The organism is Pectinatus sottacetonis, assembly GCF_015732155.1.
In the GTDB taxonomy this organism is placed as follows: domain Bacteria; phylum Bacillota; class Negativicutes; order Selenomonadales; family Selenomonadaceae; genus Pectinatus; species Pectinatus sottacetonis.
The window spans coordinates 709,701-724,631 of the sequence record NZ_WIQK01000001.1; the positions used below are offsets into that span (position 1 = coordinate 709,701).

Annotated in this window: 15 protein-coding genes; all 15 read right to left on the reverse strand. The window is 35.6% G+C overall.

The annotated features are described in order from the left end of the window. Nucleotides 1-6: 6 nt before the first annotated feature. The 15 genes from lpxK to I6760_RS03380 all read right to left on the reverse strand — a co-directional run bounded on the left by lpxK (nucleotide 7) and on the right by I6760_RS03380 (nucleotide 14,923). Nucleotides 7-2,496 carry a tetraacyldisaccharide 4'-kinase gene (lpxK, locus tag I6760_RS03310; RefSeq protein ID WP_196593075.1) on the reverse strand — a complete coding sequence of 830 codons (2,490 nt, stop codon included), beginning with the start codon at nucleotides 2,494-2,496 and terminating at the stop codon, nucleotides 7-9. 8 nt (nucleotides 2,497-2,504) lie between these two features. After that, nucleotides 2,505-4,244: an ABC transporter ATP-binding protein gene (locus tag I6760_RS03315; protein WP_196593076.1), complete on the reverse strand. Its 1,740-nt coding sequence runs from the start codon at nucleotides 4,242-4,244 to the stop codon at nucleotides 2,505-2,507. Beyond that, a complete protein-coding gene (gene lpxB, locus I6760_RS03320; RefSeq protein WP_196593077.1) occupies nucleotides 4,241-5,395 on the reverse strand; it encodes a lipid-A-disaccharide synthase in 1,155 nt (384 codons plus the stop codon). Before lpxB ends, I6760_RS03315 begins: the two co-directional genes overlap by 4 nt. 156 nt (nucleotides 5,396-5,551) lie before the next feature. Further along, nucleotides 5,552-6,364: an LpxI family protein gene (locus I6760_RS03325; RefSeq protein WP_196593078.1), complete on the reverse strand. Its 813-nt coding sequence runs from the start codon at nucleotides 6,362-6,364 to the stop codon at nucleotides 5,552-5,554. A 12-nt stretch (nucleotides 6,365-6,376) separates the two neighbouring features. Then, nucleotides 6,377-7,192: an acyl-ACP--UDP-N-acetylglucosamine O-acyltransferase gene (lpxA, locus tag I6760_RS03330; RefSeq protein WP_196593079.1), complete on the reverse strand. Its 816-nt coding sequence runs from the start codon at nucleotides 7,190-7,192 to the stop codon at nucleotides 6,377-6,379. A 155-nt stretch (nucleotides 7,193-7,347) separates the two neighbouring features. Beyond that, nucleotides 7,348-7,791 carry a 3-hydroxyacyl-ACP dehydratase FabZ gene (gene fabZ / locus I6760_RS03335; RefSeq protein WP_196593080.1) on the reverse strand — a complete coding sequence of 148 codons (444 nt, stop codon included), beginning with the start codon at nucleotides 7,789-7,791 and terminating at the stop codon, nucleotides 7,348-7,350. Nucleotides 7,792-7,815: 24 nt separating this feature from the next. Continuing rightward, a complete protein-coding gene (gene lpxC / locus I6760_RS03340; RefSeq protein ID WP_196593081.1) occupies nucleotides 7,816-8,646 on the reverse strand; it encodes a UDP-3-O-acyl-N-acetylglucosamine deacetylase in 831 nt (276 codons plus the stop codon). Between the two features lie 183 nt (nucleotides 8,647-8,829). Next, the gene (locus tag I6760_RS03345; protein ID WP_196593082.1) at nucleotides 8,830-9,459 is read right to left on the reverse strand and encodes a YjbH domain-containing protein; all 630 of its coding nucleotides are present in this window, start codon (nucleotides 9,457-9,459) and stop codon (nucleotides 8,830-8,832) included. Next, nucleotides 9,459-9,707 carry a helix-turn-helix domain-containing protein gene (locus I6760_RS03350; RefSeq protein ID WP_196593083.1) on the reverse strand — a complete coding sequence of 83 codons (249 nt, stop codon included), beginning with the start codon at nucleotides 9,705-9,707 and terminating at the stop codon, nucleotides 9,459-9,461. The genes I6760_RS03345 and I6760_RS03350 overlap by 1 nt, the downstream gene beginning before the upstream one ends. A gap of 15 nt (nucleotides 9,708-9,722) precedes the next feature. Beyond that, nucleotides 9,723-10,127 carry an IS200/IS605 family transposase gene (tnpA, locus tag I6760_RS03355; protein ID WP_196593084.1) on the reverse strand — a complete coding sequence of 135 codons (405 nt, stop codon included), beginning with the start codon at nucleotides 10,125-10,127 and terminating at the stop codon, nucleotides 9,723-9,725. A gap of 283 nt (nucleotides 10,128-10,410) precedes the next feature. Next, on the reverse strand, nucleotides 10,411-11,421 hold the full coding sequence (gene lpxD, locus I6760_RS03360; protein WP_196593085.1) for a UDP-3-O-(3-hydroxymyristoyl)glucosamine N-acyltransferase: 1,011 nt from the start codon (nucleotides 11,419-11,421) through the stop codon (nucleotides 10,411-10,413). Nucleotides 11,422-11,439: 18 nt separating this feature from the next. Beyond that, nucleotides 11,440-11,925, reverse strand: a complete 486-nt coding sequence (locus I6760_RS03365; protein ID WP_196593086.1) for an OmpH family outer membrane protein — start codon at nucleotides 11,923-11,925, stop codon at nucleotides 11,440-11,442. Nucleotides 11,926-11,946: 21 nt separating this feature from the next. Then, a complete protein-coding gene (locus I6760_RS03370) occupies nucleotides 11,947-13,011 on the reverse strand; it encodes a coiled-coil domain-containing protein (protein ID WP_196593087.1) in 1,065 nt (354 codons plus the stop codon). 57 nt (nucleotides 13,012-13,068) lie between these two features. Then, the gene (locus I6760_RS03375; protein ID WP_196593088.1) at nucleotides 13,069-13,542 is read right to left on the reverse strand and encodes an OmpH family outer membrane protein; all 474 of its coding nucleotides are present in this window, start codon (nucleotides 13,540-13,542) and stop codon (nucleotides 13,069-13,071) included. Nucleotides 13,543-13,627: 85 nt separating this feature from the next. Beyond that, entirely contained in the window at nucleotides 13,628-14,923 is a 1,296-nt protein-coding gene (locus I6760_RS03380) for an ABC transporter permease (RefSeq protein WP_196593089.1), read from the reverse strand. Nucleotides 14,924-14,931 lie beyond the last annotated feature (8 nt).

Here is a 14,931-nt window from a genome sequence, read left to right on the forward strand (position 1 = left end):
CTCCTATCAAGACTTAGCTTTTTTTGCAGGCGGCAGATGATTACGCAAATACTTTTCGAATTCTTCTGCGCCCTTTTTAAATCTTATTTCTATACATATTATATAAATAGGAATTCTGCGTTTTTGCTCTACAATCTCCCGAGGAAATTTCACTGCATCCTTATCAGTTATTACTATTGCCTCCGCGCCACGTTTTTTAGCCTGTTCCATTACTTCCGTAATTTCAGCCGATGTGTAATCATGGTGATCAGGGAAACGAATACTTTCCACAATCACGGCTCCGATACTCTGCAAAGTCTGTTCTAAAGATGCCGGATTGCCAATAGCTGAAACAGCTATTATTTTAGCTCCAGCCAATTCTGTTACTTCCTTTCCACTACAACCGATATTAGCTAGCCAATCACCAATTTCCACAAAGCCCCGCGGATTATGAATACTTTCCACCACCAGTGCATGATTATTATTCTGTGCCAGTGTATTCCTGATATATTCACACGAATGCGGTGCTGCCTGATCCACCTTAGTCAATAAACATATATCGGCCCGATCTAAATGAGTAAGCGATTCACGCAAGGTTCCCCGTGGTAAAACATATCCATTATCAAAAATATTTATCGAATCAACCAGCAATATATCTAAGTCTCTCTTTAACTGCCAGTGTTGATATCCATCATCCAAAATAGCAATTTCTATACCAAAATTCTCAATTGCATATCGACCTGTCAAAGACCGATCGGCACCAATCAATACGGGGACATCCGGTAAATTTTTAGCCAGTAAGTAAGCTTCATCACCAGCCTGCGCTGCTGTCATCAGTAATTTTTTCCCATTAGAAACCACACCTACATCACCGCGCCATTTCGCCCTATATCCTCTATTTAAAATAGCTACTTTATAGCCCATTCCACTTATTTCCTTAGCCAGCCTCTGTGAAGTTGGGGTTTTGCCCGTTCCTCCCACCGTTATATTACCAATGCTTATAACATAACAATCAATCTTTTTTTGCCGTAAAAAATTGCAGCGATAAAGCCACAATTTAAAATTAACCAGTTTTTCATATATAAAGGAAAATATCTGTAAAATAAATAACAACAGATAACCAAAAAAAGTTTTTTTCCTTTTTCCATGCGCCAGCTCAAATAAATATGTTTGAAAGTTTTCTATTGCCTCCGTCGACTGAATTGCAACCATCTTAGGATTATCGCCTAATTCCGTCAGAACTTCACGCAAAATTACAGCTGAACGCCTAGAAGCTCCCTGATTATCATGAATTATTTTTAGGCTTGCCGCTTCCATATCATGCCGAAGCTCCGGCTGCCTGAACAAATCAATCATTGCCCTAGTAAGTTCAGCCGTATTTTTTACGGTAATACACGCGTTATTATTTTTAAACAACATATATGTGTCCTTAAAATTAAACATATTTCTGCCTACGATTATAGCCTTACCATGGGCAGCCGGTTCTAATATATTGTGCCCACCATGCGGAACAAGGCTACCGCCAACATAAATAACATCACCGACACTATATATCCGTCCCAGCTCACCTATAGTATCTAAAATTAATACATCGTGTTCTGAAGATTTTCTATTTTTTAATTCAGTGCGGAAGGCTGTCTTTAATCCATGTTGCTCACATATTGTCCTGACATCATCCTTACGCAGTATTTTACGCGGCGCAATAATCAATTTAACATCGGGGAATTCCTGCCGTAATCCAGCAAAAGCATCAAGTACAAATTTTTCTTCGCCTTTATGGGTACTTCCAGCAATAACAATTCCACTGGCCCTGCTAAGCCCCATTTCATCTATAAGGATCTGCTTTTCTTTAGAAGAAACATTGGTATATGTCTGGTCAAATTTGGTATTTCCTGTTACAGCTACCAGTTTGGGATCTGCTCCCAGTCGCATTATATAGGAAGCATCAATATCAGACTGCATAGCAAATTTGTTTACTGTCCCAATCATATCAGTAAGCAAACTAAACATGTACTGATAACGTTTTACACTTTTATCACTTATTCTGCCATTTACCATCATTACTGCTACATTGTACTTGCGTGCTGCCTTTAACAGATTTGGCCAAAGCTCTGTTTCTACCGGTAAAAATATACGTGGTCGTATTTTTTTAACTGTATTTGCCGCTAAAAATGGCAAATCCAAGGGGAAATATATTATACTGTCAGCATCTTTTATAATACGGTTAGCCATTGTATAACCTGAACATGTGACAACAGATATTAATATAGGTGTATGGGGAAATTCCCGGCGAAATTCGCGTATTAAAGGACTCGTAGCAACTATCTCTCCTACAGATGCTGCGTGTACCCAGATACAATTTTTTCCTGCCACCTTATCCAGTGCATGTTTCGGCAAAAAACCAAAGCTCTGTTTTATCCGCCGCCAAAATCCCTTTTCTCTTATCAATCGTACGAAAAAATACGGCATCAGTATAATTATGAGTAATACAACTACAACATCATATAGTATCTGCATAAATCAAATCACACCTGCCTAGATTTTTTATCATTAAATTGTATGTTATATAAGTGACTATACAATCCATTTTGAGCCAATAGCTCTTTATGCGTTCCCGATTCAACCATTTTACCGCTTTCCATAACTATTATATTATCTGCCTGTAAAATAGTAGATAAACGATGTGCTATAACAAAAGAAGTCCGCCCGACCATTAATTTATCAAGAGCATCCTGTACTAATTCTTCACTTTCTGTGTCGAGAGCTGATGTAGCTTCATCCAATATCAATATTCGTGGATTTTTTAAGATCGCACGGGCAATGGCAATACGTTGCCGTTGCCCTCCTGACAGCATAACTCCCCTTTCTCCAATTTTAGTTTCATAACCATCTTTTAATTCCAAAATAAAATCATGTGCATTTGCTGCCTTTGCAGCAGCAATAACTTCTTCATCTGCTGCTTCTAGCCTGCCATAACGAATATTATGCATTACAGTATCACTGAATAGCATTGTTTCTTGCGGAACTATACCAATTTGCGCCCGTAACGAATTAATTTTTACATCACGCACATCAATATTATCAACCTTAACAGATCCTGATGTAACATCATAAAACCGTGGAATCAAATTGACAATGGTCGTCTTACCCGCACCACTTGGACCTACTATAGCTACTACCTGCCCCGGTTTTACACTAAGCGACAAATTGTTAATTATAGGATGCCCTGTATTATATTCAAAACAAACATCTTTAAACTCTACTGCCCCAGCCACATCGGGAAGAACAACTGCCCCTGGTTTATCCTTGATTTTTTCTTCTGTATCCAATACACCAAAGACTCGATCAGCAGCAGCCATAGCTTTTTGTACTGTCCCAAAAACACGGCTGATCCGTTTTACCGGATTAGCTAAATTTACGGCATACGTTAAAAAAGCTATTAATGAACCTGCTGTCAAATTGCCATGGACAACTTGATATCCCCCAAACCATAAAATAAGAGTTACAATAACCGCTGCCAAAAATTCAACAATTGGTGTTAATAACGACATTAATTGTACACTTTTCATATTTGCCCGGAAATTTAAGTAGTTTTGTCTTTTAAAACGCTCTATTTCATAATCTTCACGCACAAATGACTTTATAACTCGCACTGCTGAAATAGTTTCCTGCAATAATGAAGTTATATCCGCTGTACGTTCCTGAACCACCACACCACTGGCCTTAAGCTTGCGTCCAAAAATCTTCATGGCCTGCCCAATTAATGGCACTACTATTATTGTGATAAGTGTCAGTTTCCAATCAAGATAAAGCATCATTGCTATAGAACCTATAAATATCGACAATTCTGTAACCATATCTATCAGGCTATCAACAAGCGCAACTTGCAGTGCCGCTACATCATTAGTTATATAACTCATAATTGTTCCGGTTTGTTTGTTCTCATAATAAGCAAGTTGAAATTCCTGAAATTTTTTATAAAGAACTTCTCTTATATCTATAATGACTCGTTCTGCTACATAAGATACTAGGTATGTTTGTCCATAATAAAATATTCCCCGGAAAAAAAAGACAATAATAATACCTACTCCCAATATATTAAGTGTTACCATATCTTTTTCTGCCAAGACCTTATCTATAAGGTCTTTTATTATCCATGGGACATATAAATTGGCCGCAGCTGCCAACATTATACATACTACTGCCAATAATAGACGGGGGATATATGGTTTTATAAATAATAAAAGTCTTTTATAATTTTTCATGTTTTATTCCCATTCATCAGCTTATTTTTATCTGCTGTTTTTATTATTAACTCAGCCACGCGTCTTGATACACCCGGCCTCCCTAAATTCATTTTTATTTTACGTAATTCTTTTTTTATATTTTCACCGCCATTTTGTAATATTTTTTCTGCATGTATCACAATATTAGCTGGAGTTACCTTATATTGAAGTAGTTCCGGCATAACCTGTTTTTGCGCCAAAATATTAGGAAGACTAAAATATTTTATATTAACAGCTACCTTGGCTATACAATACGTAAGAAAAGACATTCGATATAAAACTATTGTCGGCAATTCCATCAAACCTGCCTCCAAAACAACTGTTCCTGATGTCGCAAACGCCATATCACATCCATACATTAAGTCATAAAGATGATCTTTATGATAGGCTATATTTAAAGTATATCTACTAGCAATTTTTTTTAACTGCTCTTCTTCAATTCCCTGTGCAATTACTAAATGAAATTTCGTCAGTGGATGCCGTTTTTGAAATAATTCTGCTGCCTGCAGCATTACCGGAAAAATTGCCTTTATTTCCTGTTTACGACTTCCCGGCAAAAGTAAAATATTATTTTCCCCATTATCCAGGGAAAAATATTCATTAATATTTTCTGGCTTTAAGGACGGTTTTACAGTTTCTATCAAAGGATTGCCCACAAATTCTATATCTGCACCATTTTCCTTATAAACATCTATTTCAAAGGGAAAAATAGACGCAATCTTATCTGCTAATACTGCCACTTTTTTAGCTCGGCTTCTGCGCCAAGCCCACGCTGACGGGGGAATATAAGAAAAAACAGGAATATTTAATTTTTTTGCTATAGGTGCCAACCGCCAATTGAAATCAGGATAATCTATTAATACCAATATATCTGGTCTCTCTTTTTCCATGAAACGGCCTAACTTATCACGTAATTTAATCATTTTACGTAAATTTACCAACACTTCATAAAAACCCATTACACTATATTGGGCCATATTGGCAATTAATCTGACACCAGCTTTTTCCATCTTGTTACCGCCAAAACCAACAAGCTTTATATCAGGTTCAATTTTTTTTAATGCCTCAGCTAAATTAGCCCCATGCATATCTCCTGACACTTCACCGGCTGAAAACATAATCTTATGCATTAAATAAACGCTCCATACTTACCATTACATTAATTCAAACGTGGTTTCATTTCCGTATAATATTCACCATATAAATCTTTTTAGCCAATTAGAATATTATCAGGCAGAAAAAGACGCGAGGATAATTCATTTTTGAAAATCCGCCGCGCCCATTTATTATATTACTGCTATTATCATATCGTTTTCATTTACTAAGGAAATTACTTTCTGCCTATCAACTATAAGCGTTTTCCCAGCTTCAACCGCTAGCACCTTTGCCTTAACTTTAATCATAACTTCTATAGTATTTACACCTATAACCGGCACATCAAAACGATTATCCTGATTTGGTTTTGCAACTTTTACAACGACGGCTCCACCATCTTTTCCTGCTAGAACTCCACCGCGTTTAATGCATGCATCCGTGCCTTCAATGGCTTCCAAAGCCATAACCGCTTTATTTTTTATCACTACGGTCTGCCCTACATCAAGGTCACCCAATTTCTTTGCCATAAAAAAACCCAATCGGATATCTTCCATTTCTTCCTCAGAAGGTTTTCTTGCTGATAAAATTCCCTCATTCGGCATAAAATGTTTTAACAAAATTGTCTGATCTAAGGTTTCAATCCCTTCTGCTGCCAATTCTCCAACGAATTTCAACATCAAAGTATCATCACTTTTATCTCTAGCACCAGCCAGCAGCTTAAGCATTCGTGTATCCAGCTGTTCATGCTGCCCATTAAATAATAATTCCTTAGTAACTTTTCCGATCATTGTTACCTTTTTTATATCGTTTTTTTTAAAAAATGTTATAATTTCATCTAACTTAGCTACATTTATTCTAGCAAATTTTTCTACAACATGTTCCAGCTCTTTATCAACATCGTCAAGCAGCGCAACAGCAAAAACCCTAAATCCTGCCTGACGGGCTGCAACTGCAAGTTCTACCGGTAACCTGCCAATTCCGGCCAATAACCCTATAGACTCCATAAAAATCCCCTTTTATTCAATACTTTCCCTACGACTGCGGCAGATACCACGTTCTGCATTTCGTAAAAATCGTAAAAAATGTTCTATTTCCTCACAAGAATCAACATCCTGCTCTATTACTTCTATTGCTTGTGATAAACTGAGACCCGAACGATATAATATTTTATATGCTTTTTTTATATTGCGCCTTACCTCAATTGAAATACCCGCACGTGAAATGCCAACATTATTTAATCCACTGACTTTGGCCGGATGTCCGTCAACAATAGTATATGGCACAACGTCCTGAACTAATTTCGAAGCTCCACCAATCATCGCATTGCGTCCTATGCGTACAAATTGGTGTACACCTGTTATTCCTCCGATAACAACTCTGTCTTCTACTACCACATGACCTGCAATCATCGCTGAATTAGCCATAATAACATTATTGCCAACAAGACAGTTATGCGCTACATGAGTATAAGCCATAAGCAGACAATCATTACCTATGCGTGTTTCACTTTCAGGACCACAGCCTCGGTGAATAGTTGCACATTCTCTTACAGTAGTTCTGTCACCAATAAAAACATATGATTTTTCACCTTTAAATTTTAAATCCTGCGGTTCCGTACCTACAACTGCTCCCGGATAAATTATACAGTTCTTACCAATGCCCGTCCAACCTGTTATAAGCGCATGCGACATTATTTTTGTCCCATCACCGATTTCAACATTTCCATCAATTACTGCATATGGCCCTATTTGAACATCTTTACCAATTTTCGCATGGGGATCTATAACAGCGGTTGGATGTATATATGCAATCACTTTATTTTCTGCATTCATAATCCCACTCCTCGCTGACGTCTCTTAATTAGTAACACGTCTTTTCTATGGATAAAATCCACATGAGGAAAAATATTCCACCCTTCATTTATGCTTAAAAAACGTAAAAATAAACGATATTAAATGTTTTCTGAGCATTTATATCTATAATATCACTATTTATCAGCATCTTTCACATTTTTTAAAGCAAATGTAAAATCTCCCTGTGCTACAAGTTTTTTCTCTACAAAAGCTTCGGCATGAATTTTGCCAAAATCTCCCCTAACACGCATAAGTTCAGCCTTCATAACAAGTTGATCTCCAGGAACTACCGGTACCTTAAATTTTACATTTTCCATGCCGCCAAAAAAAGCCAACTTCCCCCGATTTTCTTCTGGATAAAGCATCGCAAAACCACCAACTTGAGCCATTGCTTCAAGAATAAGAACTCCTGGCATTATCGGATGTCCTGGAAAATGACCTCTAAATTGAGCTTCGCCCATAGTAATGTTTTTTATTCCAGTAGCACTCTTAAAAGGAACTACTTCTAATATGCGGTCCACAAGTAAAAAAGGCGGACGATGTGGTAACACTTTTTGAATTTCATTTATATCTATCATTTCTTTTCCTCCAATGCTAAATGTCTATGTATTGACATTCCTTCTAATAAGTCCTGCTAACGCTGTATTAAGTTTATGACCTGATTTGACTGCAATAAAATGACCCTTGACTATTCCACCGGTTAATCTCAGATCACCAATAATATCAAGTATCTTATGCCTAACAAGCTCATTATCAAAACGCAATTTATTTATCCAGCCTTTATCATTATAGACAATTACGTTTTCCAGACTGCCACCTAGTCCCAGGCCCATAGAGCGCAACTGTTCTATTTCTTTTTCATAAGCAATTGTCCGAGCTGGTGCAATTTCTTTCTCATATGTAGTTTTATTAATTGTGAAATCAGCATACTGGATTCCTATCAGTGGATGCTCATTAAGCGATGTAAAACTCACTCTGAAACCATCATATGGTAGAGCAACAACAAACTTTTCCCTATCATCTATTCGATAAACTTTATCTATAACTATCTCTTTGCGTTTCTTCTGTTGTTTTTTTTGCCCAGCTTTTTGCAAAGCTGCAAAAAAAATAGCCGAGCAACCATCTTCAACTGGAGGCTCCTCACTACTCATTTCAATACGACAATTGTCAATTTTACAAACATGCAATGCCGACATTAAATGTTCGATAGTAAAAACCTGAGCCTGTCCATTGCTGATTGTAGTAGCTCTAAGCGTTGTCGTTACATTTTCTGCAACAGCTTCTATCTGCGGACATCCTGCCAGATCTGTTCTTACAAAAATAATTCCCGTATCTTCTGGTGCTGGTAAAAGCTTTATTTTAGATAATTTGCCTGAATGAAGGCCTATTCCCTCACAAATCACTTCTCGTGCCAGCGTTATTTGATAACACATAAAAATCCTCCTGCCATATCTTATTATATTCTACAAGACATCATCTTTAACTGCAAGCTTTTTTACTTGTTAAATTTAGAAAGATAACTATAATTTACACTGTACATTCTCTCTGTGATACACTTAACTTTGCCAGCACAAATATATAATGCCGCAAAATAATTTCTTCTTATGTTTTGATAGTCACGGTACTGTATATGTGATCCCCCAAAAAGATTTTTTGTCACGCCAACCTGCCGTAAATTGTAATCCCTTTGCTGTTGCCAGGCGAAAACCATACGAAGTTTTTTTGTCAATATGTTCCACCATAAAGGATAAATCAGGAAATTCTCCTCCTTTTGACAAGGGAATAAGTCTTGTTTCTAAACCTGCAAACCCATGTTTATAACGCATTGTCCCAATTCCTGTATGAATTCTCAAACCAAAAGGAAGTGCCTTGCTCAATACCAAATAAGCTGCAGTATTATCATTGTCAGCTATATCATCAACCCCCATAGCGATTCCCGGGGTAAAAACACCTTCCTGCTCCAGGCTGTATTTCAAATTAAATGTCTTTAATGTATGAATATTATTTTCATCACGTACCGCCCCACTCATTTCAAAACTGCGAAACAGAGGAACTGCTATAACTTCATAAGCAGCCGTATTCAAATGATAATAACCTATTTCCATTTGATTACTACGCATTACATCAGCAGATGGTACATCAATAAGACCAGTAGGGCCATAAGTTGTAGGTGCTGCCTTAGTTATATCGCAATTTACCATAATTCCCACAAGCACTAATAAAATCACAACAAATTTTTTTTGCATTACACCTCTCCTGAATACACCACATTCAAAGCATTGGCGAGGACAAGACTATCAACATCTTTGAGACAAATAAATTCTGCTTTATATTGTGCAGGCGTGTTTTTCAGTCTTTGCTTAGTTGTTTTGTAATGTTCTATTCTATCACTAAGCATTCTATTGTAAATAAAACGTGTGCAGCCAAAAGTTTTTGCAATCATAACACTTTGCTCAGTATTAGGATATATACGAAATTTATATGCCTTGTTCATAGCCTTACCTCCTGCTTAATTTTTACTACCTTGTTCTTCAATATATCTCTTTATCACTTCAATAGGAACACCGCCTGTTGTGAATAAGCAAAAACTTTGATTCCAAAAACGTTCCTGCCAGAGACTTTTACGAATTTGTGGATATTCTTTTTTTATTAGTCTGCTACTTGCACTTTTATATGCATTAATAAATTTACTAAGTTCGCTTTTGGGCTGTGCTGTAAACATGATATGAACATGATCTTTATCATGATTCCATTCATCTATAGTAATTCCATATTTTGGACTAATGTAGTCAAATATTCCTCTAAGTCTCCCAGAAATATCATCATTAATTACCTTGCGACGATATTTTACAACCAAAACGAGATGGTAATACATCAGAAAAACTGAATGTGAATTATGCTGTAATTCCCTCATTATAAAAATTCTCCAATCATTTCGACTGATAATATAATAGCATGAAAAAATTATACTTGCAATATTAAAACCGTGGTGATTCATCCAACCACTTTAGAAGTGGGGGAATTCTCCCCACAAAAAATTAAAAAAGAGGCTGCCGCACAAGTAACACTAATTTCATGATAATACAATCAACCATTGCTACGCGAATTTCTTTTTTCTAATACTAGAAAAACATGGTATATTGCATATTTATGAATAAAAGTGTCTACATGCGACAACCGCTTTTGGAAAATAAACTTTATTTATTTTCCAGCTGACGCTTAATTTTTTTTATTTCTTTCAAAATTTCCGGCGTATGTGATGAAGCTGCTATTATCCTTAACCATTCCTGATGCGGCCTTGCCGGAAAACCTGCATAAAATGATCCTTTAGGCACATTATTTATAACACCAGAACGTGCTGCAAATATTGAATTTGCCCCTATATCTATATGTCCAACAATTCCATTCTGTCCACCAAAAGTAACATTATGCCCGACCCTTGTAGAACCTGATATTCCCGTTTGCGCTACGATCAATGTATTTTCTCCAATATCACAACTATGACCTATATGTACAAGATTGTCAATTTTAGTTCCCTTACGGATATACGTAGATCCCATAGCGGCCCTATCAACTGCCGTATGGGCTCCTATCTCCACATTGTCTTCCACTACAACATTTCCAACCTGTGGTACCTTTTCATGTATCCCATTTTCTGTAACAAAACCAAATCCATCAGAACCAATTACAGCCGAGCTATGCAGTATAACATTCTTCCCGATTTCACAAAATTCTCTTACAGTAACATTAGAATACAATATACTATCGCTGCCAATTTGTGCATACTGTCCTATGTAAACATGCGGATATAATACGACATTATCTTCTATTACAGCATTATCATCAACAACTGCAAATGGCATTATAGCTGTATTTTTACCAATAACTACATTAGTTCCAATAAATGCCTGTTTACTTATTTCTTTTTTTATTTTTAAAGGAGGTGTAAAAATTTTAATTAACTTTATAAAAACTTCACGCGGATTTTTGACAAAAATTGCCGGCAATGGGAAATTCTTAATTTCATTAGATAAAATAACAGCTGCAGCATTACATTTTTTTGCTTTTTCTACATGTGGCTCTACTGCAAATGTAATATCGCAAGAACCCGCAGACGCAATATTAGCTACACCCTTTACTATAATTGACGGATCTCCTGATAATCTGCCGCCGACAAATCTTGCTAATTCCCCTAATGTTTTTTCCATTGCCTAAACTGCCCCTTTTTAATGTAATTTCTGTATAACTTCATCCGTTATATCTATTCCGCCTTGTACCACAACACCATCAACAGTAGCTGCATTTCCTGAAGCATCTTCAGGATCAAGTCCTACAGACGATTTTACCGTTACAGCAGACAGACCTTTTTCCTTTACAATTTCAGCTAATACCTTATTCATTAAATTCTGCCGCTGCACCGTATATTTTTGCTGTATGCCATATGCTTTACGTCGCAAACTTCCTACTTCTTTAGTATACTCATCCTTTGGCATACTTCCTTGTTTCTGCATCAAATCTTCCATTTGTTTACTGACAGTTTTATATTCATTTTCAAAATTTTTATTTATATTTTTTATTTGCGGACTTTCATTCGATACCCGTTCCAAATCAACATAGCCTATTTTAGCATTATTAGAACACCCAGTTAATACAAAACATGCAGCAATTGTAACAGCTACTATTATTAAAACTTTTCTCATTTTCTGATTCAAAACCATATCCTCCTATTAGCTTTAATCTGCATTTCTAAATTCTTTTACAACAGCATCTGTAATATCCTGTGTAGATGCTCCCTTCACGACTTGTCTTTTTAAATAATCATCCATGCTTTCTATTGCCTCATCATCTAAACTATCCTGGTTAATAAATACAATATTTAAATGATCATTTACAGCTATTTTAGCCACTTTTACCCTTATATCATTTATCATTGTCTCTTTCAAGGCATTAATCTCATCATTTTTATTCATTAAGTCATGCTGTACTTTCAGAATATCCTTCTTTTGGGTATTCATCTGGGCAGCTTGTTGATTTAATATTTCATCCCTTTTAGCCTTAAATTCTAATAATTTTTTATCTGCTAACTGTCTATCATTGTCATTTTCCGCTGCCAATTTAGCTCTAAATTGCTTTATCTGCTCAGCATAATAGGCATCTAGTTGATTTTTTATATACATTTCATATTTCATATTCACGGTATGGATCTTTTCTGCCTGCTCTTTTTTTAAAGCAGTCAATTGTGTTTTAATTTCTATTATTTGATCGTAAGTTAACCGCAAATTATCAGCATTATCTAGTTTTAATGTACAGTTAAATATATCAGTCTTATAGTTGTCACTTATTTTTTTTATATCAGCCGATTTCTGTCCCGCTACTTGCTGACGTAATTCTTTTTCCTTATCAGTCATTTTATTTTGCAAAACTTTATATGCAATATGATTTCTCATATTTTCTCTTTGTTGCGTAAAGTTAAGAAAAGACTCATTCACCACTTTATCACGACTATTGAAAGTTTTTGCTAAATCATTCATATTGCCTGATAGTGCATCTATTTTACTTTCCAGAGACACTCGTTCACTTTGCAGTTTGAGAAATTCCTCATAGCGGGGATGAACTTTTATCACTTTATTTATATCTATAACACCAGCTGCATAAAGTATTGGTGGATTATGGACAGCAGCCGGTTTATAAAAATGTTTAATAATAAAAAACAATATTATACAGGCAATAATAATTATAGCTGTTCCTAAAATAATATTTTTTTTCTTCCGGTACTGCTGTTTATTCGTAGAACTCACCTCTTGAGAAAATTACCGAGCACAAAGGCTCGGTAATTTCAGTAAAATAATACATTATCATTTACTTTTCTGCATTTTGTTTAAAACATCCTGAGTAATATCCTGCCCACCATATATTACGCTGCTTTTATCAAGGACTACAGCTAAACCCTTAGCATCAGCCACCGATTGTACATTGGCTTTTACTGTTTCAACTATAGGATTCAATAATTCTTTTTGTTTTTTCATCATATCTTCACGAATTTTTAAGGCATATTCACTTTTTTGTTTATCATCCATATTAGCTGCTTTAGCTTTAAAATCTTCTTCAGCTTTTTTCTGTTCAGTCTGCATTTGCTGACGTGCTGCCGCCAATTGAGGTGAACTGGAAATAAGCTGGCGATAATCAACAATGCCTACATTGGAAGAAGACGCTGCTGAAGCAATTCCTGAATCATACTGTGAAATACCAATAGCTGCTATACTAAGAACAAATACAGCTGCAATAACAAAACTTATAATTTTAATTTGTTTTTTTTCAAAATTAATCATTAAATAAATCTCCTCTTAATTATAAACGTATATTTTATATAAACAAAATAATTATATCAAACAAATTTTTTTTATTCAAGCAGCCTCAAAAAGTACCAATTAAACGTATCCATTTACTTTCCCTATTATCAAGATTCTGCCATATATATTCTAAACCCACAAAATCATGTATACGATAACGAATTGCCGTTTCCCACGAATCCTTTGTCAGAAGATAATTAAATCGTCCCTGCCAGCGATTGTTAAATTTTCTCTGAACATCAATAGTTTTTATCCCATCCCTAAAAAAATATCTTCCGCCCAGCTTCCATTGATCGTTAAAATGATAATCATAGCCTACTGCCCATTTTACTACAGCATCCTGCGGTTTAAAAAACACTTCACTGAAAACTTCATTCTTTTTATTTATATTTTTTCCCAAATGTGCCCGATAAATTGAGTCATTATCATTATTGCGACCAAAATCGACCCAACCTTCCAGATTTATATTATACCTATCAGTATCTGAATGAGTAGTGATATATGTCTTTTCACCTGGTTCTATATCAACTGTCGTATGCATCTTAACCATAGAAAAGGCTTTTTGTTTATCAAGTGTTTTTGTTAGTCGAACGGCAAAATACTTTTTATGCCTTTCTACAAAATCTACTGGCACGCCTAATAAAATATTAGTCTGCTCTTGAAAATATAAACGTTCCTGTAATAAATAAATATTAGGCATAGATGATGAACGCATTTTTAAATCAATGTTCCGCACAACCGGCATTCGTGGGTAAATGGTAATAGTGATCTTCGTATTTATACCAGGAGTCATTTCAAAGTCCGCCCGAAATTCCGGCAGATGTATTTTCATAAAGTCATCCAGGCTGCGTTTCAATACTCCATTTGTCCAATCCACTGCATCAACAGGAAGTCCGCACAAATTATTCTTAAATAATTCATCAACCCCCTGTATGTCACTTATTGCCAAATTGGCTATATCCGCCGAAACACCATCGGTCTTAATATCCACATCTACATTCGTTATAACATCATTCCATGGAAGTAAGTTTATTGTAACATATACATTACTCTTATCAAAATAAATATTTACATTACTCACCGTATAACCAATAAGAATTTTATCAAAGACATCTTTTATTATATTCTCATACTGAATTTTTTTATCTGTGATATCAGCAAATTGTTTTCCACTCATCAGCTGATCGGCAATAACTGTTACACTTCTTTCCATTCTATTTTTTATAAGCACAGGCAGACGTCCTGAAGTAACTATATCAACTTTTATATTATTATCATCAGCTGCTGCCGCATAAACATTACTAAAACTAAAAACAACTATAAACAATGGCAACAGCAAAAATATTTTTCTTAAGTTCATATTCATGC